22 protein-coding genes and 1 pseudogene are annotated in these 19,739 nt (G+C 55.8%); 12 read left to right on the top strand and 11 right to left on the bottom strand.

Annotated features, from left to right (window positions below):
• Positions 1-86: 86 nt before the first annotated feature.
• The gene (locus tag ACVBEG_RS08075) at positions 87-1,919 is read right to left on the bottom strand and encodes a long-chain-acyl-CoA synthetase (RefSeq protein WP_447107554.1); all 1,833 of its coding nucleotides are present in this window, start codon (positions 1,917-1,919) and stop codon (positions 87-89) included.
• A 434-nt stretch (positions 1,920-2,353) separates the two neighbouring features.
• Here ACVBEG_RS08075 and ACVBEG_RS08070 point away from each other — a divergent pair, with 434 nt between their 5' ends.
• Complete coding sequence (locus ACVBEG_RS08070) at positions 2,354-2,632, top strand: DUF3509 domain-containing protein (RefSeq protein ID WP_322179791.1); 279 nt, start codon at positions 2,354-2,356, stop codon at positions 2,630-2,632.
• A gap of 384 nt (positions 2,633-3,016) precedes the next feature.
• A complete protein-coding gene (locus ACVBEG_RS08065; RefSeq protein WP_447107553.1) occupies positions 3,017-3,949 on the top strand; it encodes a hypothetical protein in 933 nt (310 codons plus the stop codon).
• A 1-nt stretch (position 3,950) separates the two neighbouring features.
• Here the strand turns inward: ACVBEG_RS08065 and ACVBEG_RS08060 are convergent, their stop codons facing one another.
• The 6 genes from ACVBEG_RS08060 to aroC all read right to left on the bottom strand — a co-directional run bounded on the left by ACVBEG_RS08060 (position 3,951) and on the right by aroC (position 9,109).
• Positions 3,951-4,673 carry a helix-turn-helix domain-containing protein gene (locus ACVBEG_RS08060; RefSeq protein ID WP_447107552.1) on the bottom strand — a complete coding sequence of 241 codons (723 nt, stop codon included), beginning with the start codon at positions 4,671-4,673 and terminating at the stop codon, positions 3,951-3,953.
• A 275-nt stretch (positions 4,674-4,948) separates the two neighbouring features.
• Positions 4,949-5,632, bottom strand: a complete 684-nt coding sequence (gene mtnC, locus ACVBEG_RS08055; protein WP_322215631.1) for an acireductone synthase — start codon at positions 5,630-5,632, stop codon at positions 4,949-4,951.
• A gap of 15 nt (positions 5,633-5,647) precedes the next feature.
• Entirely contained in the window at positions 5,648-6,193 is a 546-nt protein-coding gene (locus tag ACVBEG_RS08050; protein ID WP_322215628.1) for a 1,2-dihydroxy-3-keto-5-methylthiopentene dioxygenase, read from the bottom strand.
• Positions 6,194-6,205: 12 nt separating this feature from the next.
• Positions 6,206-6,820: a methylthioribulose 1-phosphate dehydratase gene (locus tag ACVBEG_RS08045; RefSeq protein ID WP_447107551.1), complete on the bottom strand. Its 615-nt coding sequence runs from the start codon at positions 6,818-6,820 to the stop codon at positions 6,206-6,208.
• Positions 6,817-7,980 carry an MFS transporter gene (locus ACVBEG_RS08040; protein ID WP_447107550.1) on the bottom strand — a complete coding sequence of 388 codons (1,164 nt, stop codon included), beginning with the start codon at positions 7,978-7,980 and terminating at the stop codon, positions 6,817-6,819. Before ACVBEG_RS08040 ends, ACVBEG_RS08045 begins: the two co-directional genes overlap by 4 nt.
• A gap of 37 nt (positions 7,981-8,017) precedes the next feature.
• Positions 8,018-9,109 carry a chorismate synthase gene (aroC, locus tag ACVBEG_RS08035; RefSeq protein ID WP_322179803.1) on the bottom strand — a complete coding sequence of 364 codons (1,092 nt, stop codon included), beginning with the start codon at positions 9,107-9,109 and terminating at the stop codon, positions 8,018-8,020.
• A 174-nt stretch (positions 9,110-9,283) separates the two neighbouring features.
• Between aroC and ACVBEG_RS08030 the strand changes: the two genes are divergently transcribed.
• The 4 genes from ACVBEG_RS08030 (at position 9,284) to ACVBEG_RS08015 (ending at position 12,205) form a co-directional block, all read left to right on the top strand.
• A complete protein-coding gene (locus ACVBEG_RS08030) occupies positions 9,284-10,261 on the top strand; it encodes an alpha/beta hydrolase (RefSeq protein ID WP_416194613.1) in 978 nt (325 codons plus the stop codon).
• A gap of 116 nt (positions 10,262-10,377) precedes the next feature.
• Positions 10,378-11,181 carry a hypothetical protein gene (locus ACVBEG_RS08025; protein WP_447107549.1) on the top strand — a complete coding sequence of 268 codons (804 nt, stop codon included), beginning with the start codon at positions 10,378-10,380 and terminating at the stop codon, positions 11,179-11,181.
• 402 nt (positions 11,182-11,583) lie between these two features.
• The gene (locus ACVBEG_RS08020; protein ID WP_322179807.1) at positions 11,584-11,925 is read left to right on the top strand and encodes a hypothetical protein; all 342 of its coding nucleotides are present in this window, start codon (positions 11,584-11,586) and stop codon (positions 11,923-11,925) included.
• Positions 11,926-12,082: 157 nt separating this feature from the next.
• Entirely contained in the window at positions 12,083-12,205 is a 123-nt protein-coding gene (locus tag ACVBEG_RS08015) for a hypothetical protein (RefSeq protein ID WP_322179809.1), read from the top strand.
• Between the two features lie 40 nt (positions 12,206-12,245).
• Here ACVBEG_RS08015 and ACVBEG_RS08010 read toward each other — a convergent pair whose 3' ends face one another.
• Together ACVBEG_RS08010 and prmB are read right to left on the bottom strand one after the other, a co-directional pair.
• On the bottom strand, positions 12,246-12,857 hold the full coding sequence (locus ACVBEG_RS08010; RefSeq protein ID WP_447107548.1) for a hypothetical protein: 612 nt from the start codon (positions 12,855-12,857) through the stop codon (positions 12,246-12,248).
• Between the two features lie 1,030 nt (positions 12,858-13,887).
• Positions 13,888-14,796, bottom strand: a complete 909-nt coding sequence (prmB, locus tag ACVBEG_RS08005; RefSeq protein WP_322179813.1) for a 50S ribosomal protein L3 N(5)-glutamine methyltransferase — start codon at positions 14,794-14,796, stop codon at positions 13,888-13,890.
• A gap of 261 nt (positions 14,797-15,057) precedes the next feature.
• On the opposite strand from prmB, the gene ACVBEG_RS08000 reads away from it, so the two are divergent.
• The 3 genes from ACVBEG_RS08000 to ACVBEG_RS07990 all read left to right on the top strand — a co-directional run bounded on the left by ACVBEG_RS08000 (position 15,058) and on the right by ACVBEG_RS07990 (position 16,849).
• Positions 15,058-15,648 (top strand): cysteine hydrolase family protein, encoded by a 591-nt coding sequence (locus ACVBEG_RS08000; protein WP_322179815.1) that lies wholly within the window; start codon positions 15,058-15,060, stop codon positions 15,646-15,648.
• A gap of 203 nt (positions 15,649-15,851) precedes the next feature.
• Entirely contained in the window at positions 15,852-16,172 is a 321-nt protein-coding gene (locus tag ACVBEG_RS07995) for a hypothetical protein (RefSeq protein ID WP_322179817.1), read from the top strand.
• Between the two features lie 119 nt (positions 16,173-16,291).
• Positions 16,292-16,849, top strand: a complete 558-nt coding sequence (locus ACVBEG_RS07990; RefSeq protein WP_322179819.1) for a Smr/MutS family protein — start codon at positions 16,292-16,294, stop codon at positions 16,847-16,849.
• Between the two features lie 327 nt (positions 16,850-17,176).
• Here ACVBEG_RS07990 and ACVBEG_RS07985 read toward each other — a convergent pair whose 3' ends face one another.
• Together ACVBEG_RS07985 and ACVBEG_RS07980 are read right to left on the bottom strand one after the other, a co-directional pair.
• Positions 17,177-17,410, bottom strand: coding sequence for a hypothetical protein (locus ACVBEG_RS07985; RefSeq protein ID WP_322179821.1), 234 nt, complete (start codon positions 17,408-17,410; stop codon positions 17,177-17,179).
• Between the two features lie 64 nt (positions 17,411-17,474).
• The gene (locus ACVBEG_RS07980) at positions 17,475-18,122 is read right to left on the bottom strand and encodes a BON domain-containing protein (protein WP_322179823.1); all 648 of its coding nucleotides are present in this window, start codon (positions 18,120-18,122) and stop codon (positions 17,475-17,477) included.
• A 248-nt stretch (positions 18,123-18,370) separates the two neighbouring features.
• On the opposite strand from ACVBEG_RS07980, the gene ACVBEG_RS07975 reads away from it, so the two are divergent.
• The 3 genes and pseudogenes from ACVBEG_RS07975 to folE all read left to right on the top strand — a co-directional run bounded on the left by ACVBEG_RS07975 (position 18,371) and on the right by folE (position 19,664).
• Positions 18,371-18,757, top strand: a complete 387-nt coding sequence (locus ACVBEG_RS07975; protein WP_322179825.1) for a hypothetical protein — start codon at positions 18,371-18,373, stop codon at positions 18,755-18,757.
• 112 nt (positions 18,758-18,869) lie between these two features.
• A pseudogene (locus ACVBEG_RS07970) lies at positions 18,870-19,095 on the top strand (site-specific integrase); the annotation flags it as partial.
• A gap of 23 nt (positions 19,096-19,118) precedes the next feature.
• Positions 19,119-19,664, top strand: a complete 546-nt coding sequence (folE, locus tag ACVBEG_RS07965) for a GTP cyclohydrolase I FolE (protein ID WP_322179827.1) — start codon at positions 19,119-19,121, stop codon at positions 19,662-19,664.
• Positions 19,665-19,739: the final 75 nt, after the last annotated feature.

Below are 19,739 nucleotides of genomic sequence, written 5' to 3'. Positions count from 1 at the left end.
ACGGCGCAGGCAGTTGGAATCAGCGTATGTCCGCCAGTTTCCAGAGCTGCCCGCCCAGGGTCAAGGTATGTGGTCCATAGCCAAATTCAATAGCGAAACTTGCCAGCATGGATATCCCGCAGCACATCGGGCGTTACCGGCACATAGGTGTCTGAACCCGGTAGCCAGGCGTAAACCGGATCACCCCCGGTTTTGCCGGGGTCAAAGGCCTCGTTCTTCAGTCGGGTCTTCTGGTACTTGAACGTACCCGTGGTTTCCATCTTGACCTTCACGCGCAGGAACACTGGCACTGCGTAGGACGGCATCTGACTTTTCGCGAACTGCAGCAACTCCTGGAAGTCCAGGGTCGCCAGCGACTCTGCCGGGGTAATCGCCGCCATCCCGGCACGACCGTTGGTGTTCATGATCTCGACACCGTACGCCACGACTTCAGAGATTTTAGGGTATTGAAGCATGATGTTCTCGACCTCGGTGGTCGATACGTTTTCGCCCTTCCAGCGATAGGTATCGCCCAACCGGTCGACAAATTGCACATGGCCAAAACCGATATCGCGCAGCAGATCCCCTGTGTCGAAGTACCGATCACCCTTTTCAAACACATCGCAAAGGATCACTTTCTGGCTTTTCTCAGGCTCGGTGTAGCCATCCAGCGGTGCTTTCTCATCGATCTTCGCCAGCAGCAATCCCTGTCCTCCCTTCCCGATCCTCTGCATGAAGCCATCAGCGTTACGGATCGGCGAGCCACTTTCATGGGCGTATTCCACCAACGTCCAGGCCTGAAGGGAAAAGCCAACGGTATTGTCGAAGTTGAGGACATTGGTGAAGCCGATATTGCCGTCGCTGGCAGCGTACAGTTCGCAGACATGGTCGACAGCGAAGCGTTTTTTGAACGCGGCCCAGACCCCGGGACGCAGACCATTGCCGATCATCTTGCGCACCGGATTGTCCGCGTCGTTATGCTGCTCCGGGTGATCCATCAGATAGCGGCACAGTTCGCCGACATAACCAATCGTGGTCGCCTTGAACGTGCGCGTATCACTCCAGAATTGACTGGCACTGAACTTGCGTCGGATCGCAAAGCCCGAAGCACCGCATATCGCAGAGCCCCAGCACACGTTCAGCCCTGTACCGTGATACAGCGGCAGCGTGCAATAAACAATATCGTCAGGCCGCATGTCGAGCGCGATCATGCCGAAACCACCATGGGTTTTCATCCAGCGACCGTGCTTGAAAATACCCGCCTTGGGCAAACCAGTGGTGCCCGACGTGTAGATATAAAAGCACGCATCATTGAAGTAGATGCGTTGGGTGGTTATTGGGTTTGCCGGGGATTCTTCAGCGCTGACCCGCGCCAGGTTGATGTAACTCTTCGGGGCCTGCCCTGCATCCCTGCTGGTGTCCTGATCGGCGACGAAGAAGGTTTTGCCCGCGTCGATGGCGACCTCGGTGCGCACGGCATCGTAAACCGCCACCAATTCCTCGCCGACGATAATCGCCAGCGGCTTCACCAGATTCAGGCTGTGTACCAACACACCCTGAGTTTGCGAGGTGTTGAGCATTGCGCACACGCCGCCGATTTTTGCCACGGCCAGCACATGCACCAATAGCTCAGGACGATTCTCGATGAAAATCCCGACCACATCCCCCTTGCGGAGGCCTTGACCGATCAGGTGATGGGCGATGCGATTGGCCCACTGATTGACCTGCTCGTAAGTGAATACGCAGTCTTTATAAAGGAGTGCCGGGCCCTGCGGGTTGCGCAACACCGCGTTTTCAAAAGTCCAGCCCAAGCCGCACGGCTGATCGGCCTTGGTGACATTGGACATTTTCATGCCCTTGATCACCCGTGGCAGCGCCCTGGCGATAGAAGGAAGCTTACGGGCCATCATGGCCCACGTGATCATGTCGCTATGACTCATGGTTGCCCCTTCGTAGCCGCGTGATTCTATTTTTTGTTTTGGGCGCGAGCGGTGCGGTGACGTCCCTGCCGCAACCACAAAGAAAGTACGTCAGCCGTTCAAAGGGTGTACACGATGGATTTGAAAAATTTTGTATCTCCCACCTAAAGAGCATTGGCATAAGGATGGGATTAATCCACCTGACCGCTGTCCTAGCTTCAGCACGCCTCATAAAACCGCTGATCGTTAGAGCCTCTGCCAAACTCCATCGCCCCTGTATTCCCGGCAAAATGCAGGATGCTCGACAGCCATTCATGCACTTTGCACGACTCAAGAAAAACACGATACTTTTAAGCTGTTGATTTTATTACGTATTAGACAAAGTCCGAGACTGGCACAGACACTGCACTAATCACTCCACGCTTGTTATCCCGTGAGCAATGGAGCCGCTAGATATGACTTTCATTCAAGAAAAATTTGCATCCGTATTTTCCGAGTTCGAAGTCACCACCCAAGCCCGTCCCGATGGTGGAGTGTTGTTGAGTTTGCGCAACAGCGAAGGCAAGCAGATCCGTCGTTCGGTGTCCTACGCTCAGCTGCACACTGCCGTGCAACTGCAGTGGGTGATCAGCGCGATTCGCCGAGACCTGGCCGCACAAGCCAGTGAACTGCCAGCACTCTCCATGCTGCAGAGTCAGCACCGCTTCGATCTGCCGACCTACTACACACGCTGAGTTCATCCAACGTGGCATAAGCATTAGCGAACAAGGCCGTAGGCGCACATTCAGCGTCCACGGCCTTGTTGCATGTGCACCCCCATAGAAGCCCACCGCAACAGTTAATACCCTTCCTGAACACTGCGCACCTGCCCGACCGGATAGTTTTATTCGTGCCGCGTTCATCATAAGGTTTCCCTGCCAGGTACATGACGTACCTGATTTCAACTAACAGGTGAACCGGATGAACACGCAAACACTCAAGCGCATCAAACCCACTCAACAGAACACCTTCGGCTTTTACCCGCTGACCAAGTGGTGATGTGTATAACCGCTTAACGTGGTCAGGCACACCATGACGTTATCGCCATGGTGTGCTTCTTAACTGCCGAGTACCCAACAATGAATAACTTAAAACACCTCGACCATTTTTTTGGCTCACGCGATATCAGTTTACTGACAGACTCCAGCGCACTGATTGCCCACGCACAACATCAATCAATCAATGCCCTGTTGATCAACGAACTCAGCTGTTTGCCTGCCAACAGTGTGTGCATCACGTTCAGCAGAGAAGCAACCGAATCGCTGCAACAGCTGGCGGCCCACTGCCAGTCAGGGCAAACGCTGTATACCCAGGCTCACGCATTCGACCCATCGCTGAAAAGCGGGATCTACACCCTCGACCTGATCTGTTCCTGCGACTATCGTCTGGCCATGCGCAAGCAGGAGCAACTGCTGTCGCTGCTCGATGAGCATCACGTGTTGCGCCTTTCCGGGGACAACACACGCGGTACATTGCGCATCGTCAATGAGGCTGCGCCCTACGCGATGATCGAGGAAGACATTCAGGCGTCCAAGGGCTTTTATATATTCCCGCTGGCTGAGTTGCTGGAAGTCCATTACACCCATATGGACCCGAATGAACCCCGGACCTTCACCCTTGATGGCGAATTTAACGTCTCCGGCATCCTCTACGCCCGCGGCTATCCTGATCCGTCTATTGCGCCCCGATTGATCGAATCGTTGGCCAGCCTGGCCCAGGCTGTCGCTACCCATGGCGCCACGGCGATCATCGTCGACAGTCAGGTCAGGTCCTTTACCGTCAACGCTCGCGACTACTGTGCATTGCTGACCGAAGCCACCGGCCCCCGGGGGCTGCACTTGACCGAGTGTGCATTCGGGGTCAATGCCAGCATTGCCGACAAGATCGACTACCGCATCAATTCCCAACTCAACGAAGGTATCGAAGGCCTGCACATCGCTGTGGGGGACGGCCGTCAGGGCTATCACATCGACATGCTGATGCCGGGTGTGGTCGCCACGCCCTTGGGCTGAGTCATTTAATAATGCCTTGGCAAAGCGCCTCCCCCACCGCCTGCGCTCGATTGGAAACGCCTAACTTGGAATAAATACTTTTGAAGTGGTACTTCACCGTGGCTTCGGAAATAGCACGGATAACGCTGATCTCCCACGCTGTCTTGCCTGCGCGAGCCCACTTGAGCACTTCCAGTTCTTTTTCGGTGAGCGCCTTGGCATGCAGTTTTCGGCCTTTGCCGGCCATATGCAGAATAGGGACAAGATTGCTCAACAGGTACTTGTCTCTATCGTTGAGCGTACGGCTCATCGCATTGAGTGAACACACGGTAACAACACCTTGCTGGACGCTAGCCTCGTTGGAATAGCCGTAGGAGGCGCCGGGCATCAGTCGGTAATCCTGAACCACCTCTTTGTAGGGCGGCGTCGGTGGATGACGCTCGAACGCTTTGTCCCAGTCCATGAACCCCAAGTGCTCGCGATAACTGCGGATCACTGGATCATCCATCATCAATCGACCATGACGGTAGAGGTCGCTCCAGACACCGTCCACATTAGAGGTAATGCAAGTCAGCAATACGGTCCCTTTGAACTGATACAGCATGGCCCGCTCACAACAGCATTGGCATCTTAACCAACCCAAGGCATTTTCGATGGCCTTGTCGCCATTGAGTTCTGTAATGCTGACCACCATCTGTTGAATGAGCTGGGTCAAATCGGCGTTGACTGATACTGCACTTCCCATGACCACCTCCCTTTACCCCCGACATAAAGTATTCAGGAATCGACCGACAGAGAGTTGCACAGTAAAAGGCATTTAAAAATAAAGGAAATTATAAACAGGGTTTACTTACTTACCAACAAGCCACTTCCTACAAAGCAATAAGAAAAACCTTACAGACATTTCGCACGATCATAATGGAAGTCATGGCCTATCGTCGGCCGCAATCACCCTCTATCAAGGGTAATTGCAGTTAGAGGGCTTACAACGAAGTCCCTGCAGACGAAAAGCAAAACGTTTTAGAACGCCGACAGGTCAATCACCGCAAAACTGGCGACATTAGCGTGTCCAACCAACTCGCCGCCATTGCGAACCAGGCCACAAGTTGGCATGCCCGCTTGTTGCGCAGCGTCGAGTTCTTCGACGATATCGGACAAAAACAGAATCTCCTCTGCCGGACGACCTATTGCTGCGGCAATGCTGCGATACGACTGCGGCTCGCGCTTGGGCCCGGACGTCGTATCGAAATAGCCGCTGAACAGCGCAGACAGATCGCCTGCATCAGAGCAGCCAAAAATCAGCTTCTGAGCCTGAATCGAGCCAGACGAGTAGACATACAGCTCATAACCTTCCTGATGCCAGCGCTTGAGCGCCTCGACCGCATCCGGGTAAACATGGCCTTTCAACTGGCCAGCTCGATAGCCCTGCTCCCAGACCATGCCCTGCAGCGCCTTGAGCGGCGTGGCCTTACGGTCTTCGGCAATCCACTCCAGCAAAATTTCGATCACACGCTCGACATCAGCCTGGGGTTCGTCGATTTCGTGGCGCACCGCTTGCAACTGCAAGGCCACCGCAGGCTGAGTGGCCTCTTGACGAATAAAGTCCGGCAAATGCCTGGCGGCGTAAGGGAACAACACCTCAAACACGAAACTCACCGCGCTGGTGGTGCCTTCGATGTCGGTAAGGACAGCTTTAATAGGCATGCAAACTCCGGGTCTTTAGTCTTCAAGCCGTGGAAAATGGTTGGCTATCTGTTCGCCGGTGAACGTTGCCACCCAGCCTTCCGGGTTGTTGAACAACCTGATCGCCACGAAATGCGGGTGTTCCCCCATGTCGAACCAATGACGAGTGCCCGCCGGGACGGAGATCAGATCATTCTTCTCGCACAGCACGGCATATACATAGTCGTCGATGTGCAGCGTGAACAAACCACGTCCGGCCACGAAGAACCGTACCTCGTCTTCGGCATGTTGGTGTTCATCAAGAAACTTGGCGCGCAGTTCGGCTTTCTGCGGATGGTCGCGGTCGAGGCTGATCACATCCACCGTGACGTAACCGCGCTCGGTCATCAATTTATCGATCTGTACCTGATACGCGGTAATCACTTCTTCCTGGGAAGCACCCGGCGTGACGGGTGCCGTCGCTTGCCAGCGATCGAATCCAACGCCATGTTCGGCCAGGGTTGAGGCGATGTCTTCCAGATGGGTCAATACTTTGTTCGGCAAATCAGGCGTAGAGACGTGATAAACGGACAAGCTACTCATGACGGCATTTCCTTAACGGTTCAATAGAGCGCGAGTCTTGAGCTCGCACTCGAACAAAAATTCAAACGCTTCGATCTGACGCAATGCATCGCTCATTCGCGCGCCCCAAGTGTAAAGACCGTGGCCACGAATCAGGTAGCCGGGGCAATCAGGGTGGGCGTCGAGCCAAGGTTGGACCTTTGCCGCCAATCGGGCAATGTCCTGATCATTTTCAAAAATCGGCACGATAACCTTTGATTCATGGGTCGCCACGCCCGCAAATGCTTTCTGCAGTTCATAATTTTCGAACACCACCCTATCCCCCGCCGTCAGGCGCGACAACACGGTCGCATTGACAGAATGGGTGTGCAGCACTGCGCCTACCTGTGGCTTACAGCGGTATAACTGGGTGTGCAGCAAGGTTTCGGCAGAAGGCTTTTTGCCCGGCTCCAGGCTGTTGCCGGAAAGGTCGGTGACCAGCACGTCATCCTGGCCCAACTGACCTTTATGCTTGCCTGACACTGTCAGTAACGCGGTGGTCGCCGACAACCGTGTCGAATAATTACTGCTGGTGGCTGGCGACCAGCCACGGCCATACAAAAAGCGCCCGGCATCGATGATTTCCTGAGCGAGTTGTTCGCGGGTCATGCCCTGTCCTCTTTCATTCGTGTCGCAATCATGACGGCTGCGGCGAGCGCCGCAAGACTGGCAATGCTGAAGGTCCAGTTCGGCCCCAATACATTCCAGCTATAACCAGAATACAACGCCCCCAAGGCACCTCCAGTGCCGGCGAGCGCGGCATACAGCGCCTGCCCTTGACCCTGCTGCCCGGGGCCGAAACTGCGCTGCACAAAATGGATAGCCGCCGCGTGAAAACTGCCGAACGTCGCGGCGTGCAGGATCTGGGCAAACAACAACACAGGCAAATGTTCGGCGAAATTGCCCAGCAGCAACCAACGTAACGCAGCCAGTAAAAAACTCGCCATGAGCACATGGCGAAGGGTAAACCGCGTCAGAATCCGGCTCATCGACAAAAACATCAACACTTCGGCCACGACTCCCAAAGCCCAGAGTAGACCGATGAGGCCGCGACTGTAGCCCAAATGCTCCAGATGCAGGGTCAGGAAGGTGTAATAAGGGCCGTGGCTCAACTGCATCAATGCAACGCTGGCGTAAAAAGCCAGAACACCGGGACTGGCAAGCTGTTTAAGAAAGCCGCCACTGGCCAACCTGTGCGTCGACGGTGCGGGTTGCGCATTGGGCACCCACCAACTGCTGGCGACAATACCGGCCATGATCAACAGTAGCGCCTGCGGGTACACGTCCAGGCTGAACCACTCGAACAGCCGACCCAACGCCACCACCGTGAGGATGAAACCAATAGAACCCCACAGCCGGACCTGGCTGTAGCGGGCGGTCTGCCCCTGCAAATGGGCCAAGGTGATGACTTCGAACTGCGGCAATACGGCATGCCAAAAGAACGCATGCAACGCCATGACCATTGCCAGCCAGGCGTAGCTCTTGTCGAACAGGACCAAGGAAAACGTCAGCAGCGTACAGATCGCCCCAAAGCGCACAATCGCCAGGCGGCGCCCGGTGTAATCTCCCAGCCAACCCCAGATATTGGGGGCGATGCAGCGCATCAGCATGGGGATGGCTACCAGTTCACCGATGCGTGCGCTGGAAAACCCCAGGTGATCGAAGTACAGCGCCAGAAACGGCGCTGTCGAACCCAGCAAAGCGAAGTAGAACAGATAGAAACTGGACAATCGCCAGTAAGGGATCTGACCTTCGGGAAGTGAAACCATGGCTAAACCGCCGTGGCTGCATCACCGTTATCGAGCATTACAGTTGACCCAGAACAGGTGTCGACACCTGCACATCGGCGTTCTGCCCGCGATTGCGCAGGAAATGATCCATCAACACGATGGCCATCATGGCTTCAGCGATAGGCGTGGCGCGGATACCGACGCAGGGGTCGTGACGACCTTTGGTAATGACGTCGACCGGGTTGCCATGGGCATCAATCGAAAGTCCTGGCGTGGTAATGCTTGAGGTCGGTTTAAGCGCCAGATGGACGACGATTGGCTGCCCCGACGAAATCCCACCCAGAATGCCGCCAGAGTTGTTCGACAGGAAACCCTGCGGCGTCATTTCGTCGCGATGCTCGGTGCCGCGCTGGGCGACGCTGGCGAAACCGGCGCCAATCTCCACGCCCTTGACCGCATTGATACTCATCATCGCATGGGCCAGTTCCGCGTCCAAACGGTCGAAAATCGGCTCGCCCAACCCAGGCTTAACGCCTTCGGCAACCACAGTAATTTTGGCGCCGACCGAATCCTGATCCCGACGCAACTGGTCCATGTAGGTCTCAAGCTCCGGCACTTTGTCCGGGTCCGGGCAGAAAAATGCGTTCTGATCCACCGACTCCCAGGTCTTGAACGGAATTTCAATCGGGCCCAACTGGCTCATGTAGCCGCGAATCCGAATGCCCTGGCTGGCCAAGTATTTCTTGGCGATGGCACCCGCCGCCACGCGCATCGCCGTTTCACGGGCCGAGCTGCGACCACCGCCGCGGTAATCGCGCACGCCGTACTTGTGGTGGTAGGTGTAATCGGCGTGCGCCGGGCGAAACAGGTCCTGAATTGCCGAGTAGTCCTTGGACTTCTGATCCGTATTGCGGATCAACAGGCCGATAGGGCAACCCGTGGTCTTTCCTTCGAACACACCAGAGAGGATTTCGACTTCATCGGCCTCCTGGCGCTGCGTGGTGTGGCGGCTCGTGCCGGGCTTGCGGCGATCCAGATCGAACTGCAAGTCTTCCAGCGAGAGCTCAAGCCCTGGCGGGCAGCCGTCAACGATAGCGACCAGTGCCGGGCCGTGGCTTTCGCCAGCAGTGGTAACAGTGAACAGCTTGCCGTAGGTATTGCCGGACATGCAGGACGCTCCGCGAAAATAAGCTAAAACAATCAAACGGTCTGTTTATCAATCAAAAACCGCAAGCACGCCAGTATACGCAGGCTGCCTGAGTAGTTCATCCTTCAAGCGTATTGCCGAACCTTATCCGCGTTGACGCGTCCAATCGGCACTTGAACAGATGATGGCCTACCGATGTTACGAGTCACCACTTTAATTCGTGCTATTACCGTAACCCTGCCCCTGCTGACAGGCCTTGCCCACGCAGCCACACCCAGCGTATTGCAACGTCCCATCAGCCTCGATACGGGAACCGGCGAGCTGTTTGGCACCTTATTGCTGCCCAGATCCGACGCCCCTGTCCCCGTGGTATTAATCATCGCTGGATCCGGCCCCACCGACCGTGATGGCAACAACACCGACGGCGGTCGTAACGACAGCATGAAGCTTCTGGCGAGAGTCCTCGCCAAACACAATATCGCCAGCGTGCGCTACGACAAGCGGGGCGTGGCCGCGAGCAAAGCGGCCACGCCCGATGAGCGCAACCTGAGCATCGAAGCCTATGTCGCCGACGCAGCGGCCTGGGGAAAAATGCTCAAGACTGACCCACGCCTGGGACGCTTGATTCTCCTGGGGCATAGCGAAGGCGCCCTGGTCGCCGCCCTCGCCGCAGAGCAAGCTGGAGCTGCGGCAGTGATTTCCGTCGCAGGCACCGGGCGCCCGGTGGATCAAGTGTTGCGCGAACAATTACAATACCGATTGCCCCCACCCTTGCTGCAACGTAGCGAACAGCTGATCGACTCGCTTAAGGCAGGCCACACCGATGACAACGTGCCACCCGCTCTCGATGTGGTATTCCGCCCGAGCGTGCAGCCGTATTTGATTTCGCTGCTCCGCCAGGACCCGGCCGCCGCCTTCGGAAAACTGCAGGTTCCGGCGCTGATCATTCAAGGTCGTAACGACATTCAGGTGGGGGTGGGTGATGCCGAGCTTCTCCATGCGGCCAAACCCGACGCGGAGCTGGCTCTGATCGACGGCATGAACCATGTCTTGCGTATTGTCCCCAATGACATTGGACGCCAGCTAGCGTCCTACAAAGACCCGCAGTTACCGCTCGCCAGTGAGCTTTCAACGCGAATCCTGCGTTTTATTGGCGCATTGCCCGCCGCGTAATGCGCGCTGGCCTGTCCACAAACCGGCCAATGGCCTTCAGTCCTGAAAAAAACGGCCGATAGCGGATGGCTGGCACTGAGTTTGCTGCTTGGTGCCTGGGCCACAGGACTGCTGATATGACCGACACTCAAGCCACACCCGACGCTGAAGTTGAAGCCGAAAACGCAGCCGTTGCGCCGGATCCTGCGAGCTTGCCGTGGGCGGACGTTCAACCGGAACATTTTAAAATGCTGCGCCTGGCGCCACTGCCGACCGACCGGGCCACCGGCGGCCGCCCATTGCGCTTCGTGCAGTTCGGCCGCGCCGAGCGCAACGATAAAGAACACAGCCTGTTACGCATGGATATCCAATTGCCTGCGCAACGTGTGCGCAAAGAGCAGAACCACCTGGACGTATGGGTCGATCACGCCACTCATCGGGTGCGCTTTAGCCCCGAAGCCGGGTTACAGATAGAACCGTGGAATCGTGGTCTCGGTCGCTTTCTGATGGCTCAGGGCATTCACTGGGCGCAAAAAAGATGGTCGCATTACCAGATCGACGAAAATGTGCTCGCCAGTAAAGACGCCCTTAACGAAGACACGCGCCTGCGCCGGGATAATTTCCTGCGCACTCAGGGCTTCGACGTGACGTACGAGGATGCCCAACACATGAAGGGCAGCGTCAAAGCGGTGAACGTCAGCGAACTGCTCAATACCTGGAACAGCGAAAAAGTCCAGATGGTCGAGATTCTCGACGCCTCCAATATGCTCCAGCAAGCAGAACAGAACTTGCAGGAGCAAGACGTCAAACTGCGCAAACAGGAGGAGTCCGTCACCCGATTCAAACGCGAAGACAGCAGCTTGCGCTTCACCATCGCTTGCCTGGTGGCGTTCGCGGTATTCCAGGCTGGGCTACTGATCTGGATCGCTACGCACCGTTAGGTTTCCCTTGCGTTAGGAGGCCCCACCGAGTCTTCGACGCCGCGCTGTCACACAGAAAACCAGGTTGCGATTTGTGTGTTGTTATCGGTGGTGGTGCGCCAGATTGCGTCATTGCATGGACTTGCGCACCCATTTGCATTGCCACTGATCAGTCAATTGCATTCGTGCTGACCCACCGTTTGCATTCGACTTGACCAGCAGGCGCCGTAGTGACGACTGGCAGAGAACGGCCATTTTCTGCCGGTTGCGAAGGCAGAAATCGGCCAATTGCCGTTACTCGGAGTCGACATTCCACCTGAATAGAGCGTTGACCACGAACCTGAAGATCCCCACTCCTACGCGGCTTTCGTGCGGTTCCCTCGTTGGTGATAAAGTTTCGCCAAATCTTAACGAGGGAACGACATGAAATTGTTCGTAGGAGCTTTGGCGGTGCTGATGTTGGCGGGATGTGCTGACTCTGGCCCAATAAAAGTTGGCCCAGACACCTACACGATTTCAACGCGCGTTCCTTTCGGTGGTCCTGCCTCCGCGAAAGGGCAAGCTTTGAAGGAGGCAAACGCGTTTTGTGTGTCCCAGGGAAGGGAAATCCTCCTCGACCATATGCAGGCGAGCGAATGCGCGCTACACGGAGGCTGTGGGGAAGCAGAGATATTTTTCTTTTGCCTAGCCTCGGGTGATCCGCAGCTGAAACGTCAAAAATACAGCCCCGACCCGACTCAGAAGATCGAAATTGATCAGCGGTAGACAGCTCCTGTAGTAGGCTCGGTTGAGAGCCGCGGCAACCTAGTGTCTCGGAAATCCTGACACGAAAAAGCCCAGACTAGTGCTGGGCTTCGTTGTTTCTGGGGTTATGCGGCCAGGGTCGTCATCTCTTGCGCGATGCTTCCAGGTAGCGTGACGAATGACATCTTTCGATTACTGCCTGTCGCCACCCGCAGCAATGGGTCGCCTGCGGCCTCCCACGACGGCCAGAAGCGGCCTGTCGCAACAGATCGACAACCTGACTGACAATCTGTTGCAGTGATGGTCACGGGGAACGGGTCAAACCTTCGCCCCGCCCGTCGCTACTCGCTTGGATATTCGACATAAGCGATGACCTTACCAAAGGGCGCACTGGCCATACCGACAGGCATGCTCAACGTTGGGTGCCCTGGTACCTGAGTATTGATCACCGAAACTTGCTCTCCTGGGGCGGAGTTGTCGGCGGCAACCATCAACAAGTAGGCACCATCAGCCGGCGCAACGCCGGTCCAAACGATCGCCAGGGCGTTGGTACCGGTCAGGTTGTCAGCCACGACATTACCTTGCATATCGAGCACCAGCGCCTTGGGTTTCAGTGCGCTCTTTGCCAACCCCATGCACATGTTGTTGCACATCGAGATGACATTGATCTTGTAGCGTTGGCCCTTGCGTAACGAGAACTCGAACAGTCGATAGTTACTTTTTTCTGCACCTGAAGCGATACGGGGATCCGTTGCGCTGATTTCCCAGCGGGTGGGAAACAGACCACGATTGACCGGCAACGGCACCGCCTGTGAGAGGCGGACCGCCTCCTGGAAAGAGTGAGCAATGGGGGTACCGCTCGCCTGGACCTGGTCGGTGTACTGCTGCCCAGAATTGTTCGAACAGCCGACCAGCAGTAGAGCTGCCACCAAGGGAAGTGTGTATTTAAGCATCGCGAATCGTCCACGGAGTTCTGTTGAATTTGAATTCCGCGCTTTTATGTGAAATCTGCGAGAATTTGGTCAGCCAAACAATTTTGGTAAATAGACCTCATTGCTTTCCCTGCTCGTCATCTTAGCTGAAGTGGCGCAGGCTAGCCTTCAAGCCTGGGCAATAGGCCATCATAATGGTTATTTTAGGCTTTTTCCAATGAATGGAGTCTGGCCTTGATCGAGAGAAGAGTACGGATGTTCTCTAGGGCTGGGGCTGTCATCGAGTAGCGATCAGGTGTAATTGGTGAGGAGCGCCTTGTATTTCCCGCTATAGATTACGCCATCCAGCGATGGCCTGGTCGGTCAGAACTGAATCGCCCCGGTTTCGTAGACACCCGAAGGCCGCTTGGGGTCGTTTTCAGCCGGTCACGACAGGCAGAAAACGACCCACTCCGGCCAGTCATGACAGGCAGAAGTCGGCCGATTCTGTTGAAAAAGTCGGCCTTAGTTTCCATTGAAAAAAGTAAGCGCCTGAGATTGAAATCCAGAATTTTCGCGGAAGCATTCGGACTGAGATTTCACGTAGCAGCGTGCTAGAAGGAGCTTTCACCGATCAATTTTTCGGCAGTTTGAAAAAACCGACTTTTTCAACAGAATCGGCCGGTTGCAGTCCTTCAGTCCTTGACTGAAGCACTGCCCCTGAGTGGCACCCGCTGACACCCATCAACTGCAAAAACTGGTCAGCGCGAATGCAAACGACTGGTCAGTGGCGATGCAATTAGGTGGTCAAGTGGGATGCAATTACGCATCAGATAAACCGCCTTCGCAAACAAGTTCGCTGCCTGGATTTTGTCTGAATTGACTGCCGAATTACGGCAAGGCCCCTTCTCCCGAAGGCTGGAGCAAGGGACGTCCGAACCTAGGCGAGGATTCGTATGGAGGGGCAAAGCGTTAATGAGATGGTCAGCCCAGCACGAGCCCCCCGGTAAACCTAAACTTACCGGGGTTCTCACTTTCTCGACGGCGCCGTATCACGCCCCCCTCATTACGATCAAACCCGAGAAGCGAACAGCGCTTGATGTTCGCGGCATTGCTCGGCCGATAACATGAACACGCCATGCCCTCCCCGCTCAAACTCCAGCCAGGCGAAGTCGACTTCCGGGTACAGCGCCTCGACATGGATCTGGCTGTTGCCAACTTCGACGATCAGCAAGCCCTTCTCGGTCAAATGTTCCGCAGCCTGACTGAGCATGCGCCGCACTAGGTTCAGACCGTCATCGCCACAGGCCAGCGCCAACTCCGGCTCATGTTGATATTCATCCGGCATGTCGGCGAAATCTTCGGCATCGACATAAGGAGGGTTGGAGACGATCAGGTCGAATCGCTGCCCCGGCAAACCGTCGAAACCATCACCCTGCACGGTGTAGACGCGCTCATCCACGCCGTGACGCTCGATGTTCTGATTCGCCACTTCCAGCGCTTCGAAAGAAAGGTCGGCCAACACCACTTCAGCGTTGGGGAACTCGAACGCACAGGCAATGCCGATACAACCGGAGCCCGTGCACAGGTCGAGAATGCGTGCTGGGTCTACTGGCAGCCACGGCTCAAAACGTTTTTCGATCAGCTCGCCAATCGGTGAACGAGGGATCAGAACCCTTTCGTCCACGATGAACGACAGGCTACAGAACCACGCCTCCCCCAGCAGGTAAGCGGTTGGGATGCGCTCGTCAATGCGGCGTTTGAGCAAGCGTTGCAGATTAACCAGCTCGTCGTCTTCCAGACGGCAATCCAGGTAGCTGTCGGCAATTTCCCACGGCAGATGCACCGCGCCCAGCACCAACTGACGGGCTTCGTCCCAGGCATTGTCGGTGCCGTGACCAAAAAACAGATCTTCCCCATGGAAACGGCTAACGGCCCAACGGATATGGTCGCGCAGGGTGCGCAGGCGGGAAGTGATCACGGGGGCATGCTCCTTGAAAAAACGACGGACGATTCTATCAGCCATGGTCTGAACAAACGATGCCCAAAAGATGATTGATCACCCCCTCGACAGCAGACAACCTGCGATGACTTCGTAGCCACGAAGCAGGCAAAATGACATGAATCGCAAACAGTCCGATGGCTTGCAGCCCAGTAACCACGCCACTTCCAATCGTTGCCATTCACAGAACCGCTCAGCCAGAGGACAATGTGACAAAAGCGCCACCGACAGGAGCCCCAGATGTCCGACCCAAAAACGATGTTTCAACTCAGTGGCCGTGGTTACGCACCGGCTAATCTGAGCAATGCCAGCCTGATCATTATCGATGCGCAGAAGGAGTACGTCAGTGGTCCGCTGGCGCTGACAGGCATTGATGAGGCCGTGGCCAATATCTGCCAATTGGTGGACGCTGCCCGGGCAGCAGGTCGACCTATCGTGCATGTGCGCCATCTTGGCACCGTGGGCGGTTTATTCGATCCGCAAGGTGAGCGCGGCAAGTTCCTTCCCCAGCTATTGCCTCAAGGCGAAGAGCCGGTCATCGAGAAGCTCCTGCCAAACGCATTCCACGGCACTGGCCTGCACGATCTGTTGCAACGCTTGGGGCCTCTGGACCTGATCGTGTGTGGCTTCATGAGCCATTCAAGCATCAGCACCACCGTACGCGCAGCCAAAGACTACGGTTATCGCTGCACGTTGGTGGACGACGCCTGCGCAACCCGAGACTTGCCCAGCAAGCAGGGCGTGATCAGCGCCAAGATAGTTCATCAGACCGAGATGGCGATCATGGCGGACAACTTCGCAACGCTTGCACTGACCCGGGATTTGATCTGAGTCAGGCTTGATCCATCAGGATGCTGACCCGGCCTCATCGCTTTGGCAGCTCCTGAAAAACGGCTGGGTTACCTCTGCCAAAGAGACGAATTGGATGTAACCGCCCATCCATTAATCATCCCCACAGCCCTTGATTTCCGCCAAAACGGGAACCACCAGGTTATATCCTGGTCAGAGCGCCGATACCCTGAGAGGAAATCGGAATGAAGATATCCGATGGTTTCGATGCTCGTCGCTTGCGCCCAAAAGGCCCAAGCAACTGGCGGATGCGCTTCGGCGCCGCATTTGCAGCACTGTTGGCCACCTGTGGCGTTTTACTGGTGATGGCCGGTATTGCCAGCTTGATCGGTCACCCGCCAGCACTGGGCGAGCTCAATGCCAGCGCGGGCGGAGCGAGTCTCGTGGTGGCGATCGGGTTGTTCCTGCTGTATCTCGGTGTCTCGATATGGCGTCGCTGCCGTCGTCGTCTGCGCCGGCCCAGCGAGCTGAACATGGCACCGCATCTGATGAAAAAGCACGACTGAGGCTGACAAACCCTCTTCGTATCGCTCACTGGAAACACAACCGGGCACAGCGATAACGTTTTAGTCACGCCTGGCAAGGCGTGACGCAGGTAAACTAGCCGTCCTGCGCGGAGGCTTAAATGCAAGACGACGATTTTTCCCTGTTTAAAAACGAGATCCGCGGCGTAAAGCCGATCAAGCACGATCACGCAGACGTCGGCAAACCCAAAGCCGACCGTAAGCACCTGGCCAAACTGCGTCAGGCTGCTACTGTGCGCACTGACTCGGTGATCGTTGATGGCCTGTCCGACCAATTCGTCATCGACGTTGGCCCGGAGGACGTATTGAGCTGGGCTCGTGATGGCGTCCAGGAAGGCCAGATGCGCAAGCTTAAACTCGGGCAGATCAGCTTCGAGGGGGGCTTGGACCTGCACGGCATGAGCGTCGAAGTAGCGCGGGAAACACTCTGGGAGTTTTTGGCCGAAGCGACCAAGCTGGAAGTTCGTTGCGTGCGCGTGACCCATGGCAAGGCGGTGCGCCTGGATGGCAAACGCCCGATGATCAAAAGCCACGTCAACACATGGCTGCGCCAGCATTCACAAGTGCTGGGCTTTGCCTCTTGCCTGGCAAAACACGGCGGCGCGGGCGCCGTTTACGTCATGCTCAAACGAACAATGATGGAAGGCCGCGACGAGTAACTCCTTAAGTCGCAGCCTTAATGATTGCGGACCGTCAGGCTGCTTGGGTGTCACAGCCTGACTGGATCAGATCCGATTCGATCAACGCCGGCCACCCTCATAGTAACGGTGACCATGCCCATAACCGTCATGCCAAGGTCCAAAGAAACAGCCCGACATGGACGACAATACCGCCACCACAATCGCCATTTTCACTACTCGACTCACCATACATTCGCTCTCTTCACGACAGGTATTTATTACCTGATACTTCAGACATCAACGGCTTTCGTATCGCCAACCGATGACTGTAAAGGTTAGGTAAATGCCTGGTGATTGATCGCGATTTTAAACTTCCCCCGTGGCCTCGGCCAGTGTCGCCAAGACTTCCTCCATATGATTGATGGAGTCGCGTAAATCTTCAAAAGCGCGCTCAAGCGCATGATGGCTATTGGCAGGATTGTTGCCCGGCAAAAGTTTGGAGCTGACGTCTTCTTCCGCCTTTAGCTGATGAATGCTCGCGCGTAGCGTCTCTAACTCCAGTGCAATACGACGAAGATGCTCTCGCCTTATCTCGCTCATGAACGTGCTCCTTTCAACAGCGTGGGGCCAGGCGAACGAGAAGAGCATCGCCTGGCCCCGAGCATCAACCAATCGTTAGCTTATCTTCAACTTTGTAAACACCGGGGACAGACCATGCCGCCCGCTCAGCTGCCTGACGTTCGAGCCAGAGGTGAACCTTACCTTCGAGTTTCACGGTGCCACCAGTGACTTTGACATGAATACCGTGAGCCTCAAGGGCAGCATTGCGCTTCAGCGCATCTTCGATCCTGCGTTGAACGTCTGCAGCATTCACCCGTGGTTTAAGCGTGAGCAGGTTAGTGACGCCCTTGACACCGGACAGTTTGCGCACTGCACGTTCAGTGGCTTCTTTCTGGAATTGCCAGTCCACTTCGCCTTCCAGCGTTACCCAGCCAGCCTGAACCCTGACCTTGATTCGATCATCCGGAACTTCAGTGTTCCAACTGATGACATCCAGTGTCCTGGAGGCAATGGTGTCGTCCGCGACGACGAAGTCACTCGGAAAGCGCACTTCGATTTCCTCGGCAATGGCTCGAACACCCTTGACGCTCTTCACGGCACGCTCCGCCGCGATTTTTTGCGCATAGTTAGTGACATGACCTGTCAGTGTGACGACGCCCTTATCTACAGCTACACCGATGTGGACCGCATCAATGTTCGGCTGGAATTCAAGCTCATCCAAAATATCCTGGCGTAGACTTAAATCGTTCATGGCGGATCCTCGCGTTCTTTATGGACTCATTGATTTCTCGCATCTGACAGCGAGCTTCCCACTGCTATTATGGTTTTACCCCCCGAGGCTGGAGCGGTATTGAGTTTTATCAACAATCCATCCTGTGCCTGACAGACCGACGCGCAAGGGCGCCAGCCGTCCGTGTCCAAAGCAGACTGACGGCACTGTCTTCCATCCCGCCAGGATTGACTGAATATTTTTGCAGTGACACTGAAGGAGGATTCCACATGGCCAAAATCAAAGCGCTGGCGGGTGATTTTCTTCAAGGTGATGGCGAGTACAGTTCCGGTTCAATTACGCTCACGACACCCCTTTACCCCTGGCCCGGCATCAAGATTTCGGTTTCTACGATAAAAAATCTGGAGGTAGCCAGCGAAGCGTCAACTAAAAAAACCGCAGACGCTATCGGCTTTGGATTGACCGGCGGGTTGGTGTTGGGGCCTGTAGGCGCCGCAGCAGGTTTCATGCTGGCCAGTGAGGAAAAGGAAGTGACGTTTTTGGCAACGTTAAAAGATGGCAGAAAGCTTCTGGCGGCAACCGACGACTGCACCTACCGGCAAATAGCGCAGGATGTCGGCAAGCCGCGTTTCTTCACAGCCACGACCAGGCAGTGACACTGTCGAGACGTTGTTATGACGCTCCATCCAGATCGTTAGCCACCCAGCAAGACTGATTACCCTAACAACCGAGCCCGGCCCGACGCCGGGCTCTTTGCCGTCGGCGTTCAGATCGCGTCGACCGTGCAACTGCTGTCACACCTACGCTACCATGTGCCTCATTGGCGGGCATGGACCCTGCATTCATCGCCAATCAGCTCGGCCATAGCGTGCAAATGTTACTATCCACGTACGCCCGATGGATAAACGCCAGCACCGACTGGCGCCAACTCGAAAAGCTCGAAACAAGCCTGATTGGCACACATCTGGTACAGACAGAAAATGTACCGCCCTGAAACCCGTACGGAAAAATAGCCCTGTGACACTGGAACAGAATTACACCGCGATACTGGGTCAGCTCGGCGAGGACGTGTCCCGCGAAGGTTTGATCGATACGCCAAAACGTGCTGCAAAAGCCATGCAGTATCTATGTCGAGGCTACGAACAAAGTCTCGAAGAAGTCACCAACGGTGCCCTCTTCAGCTCCGACAACAGTGAGATGGTCATGGTAAAGGACATCGAGTTGTACTCGTTGTGCGAACACCACTTGCTGCCGTTTATCGGCAGGGCTCATGTCGCTTACATCCCGAACGGTAAAGTGCTCGGTCTGTCGAAAGTCGCGCGAATCGTCGACATGTATGCCCGCCGCCTGCAAATCCAGGAAAACCTCAGCCGCCAGATCGCCGATGCGATTCAGCAAGTGACCGGTGCTTTGGGTGTCGCAGTCGTCATTGAAGCCAAGCACATGTGCATGATGATGCGCGGCGTCGAGAAACAGAACTCATCGATGATCACCTCGGTGATGCTCGGTGAATTTCGCGAAAACGCGGCGACCCGCAGTGAATTTCTCAGCTTGATCAAGTGATTCGCTGTGCAGGGGCCGTCCAGATTTCTTGTCTGCGGCTCCTGAGTAATCTCACCTTCGTTTCATCCCCCTACT

The sequence above is a fragment of the Pseudomonas sp. GG8 genome (genome assembly GCF_052976945.1).
The sequence above is the reverse complement of the archived record's forward strand: the minus strand, read 5'-3'. Positions and strand labels throughout refer to the sequence as shown.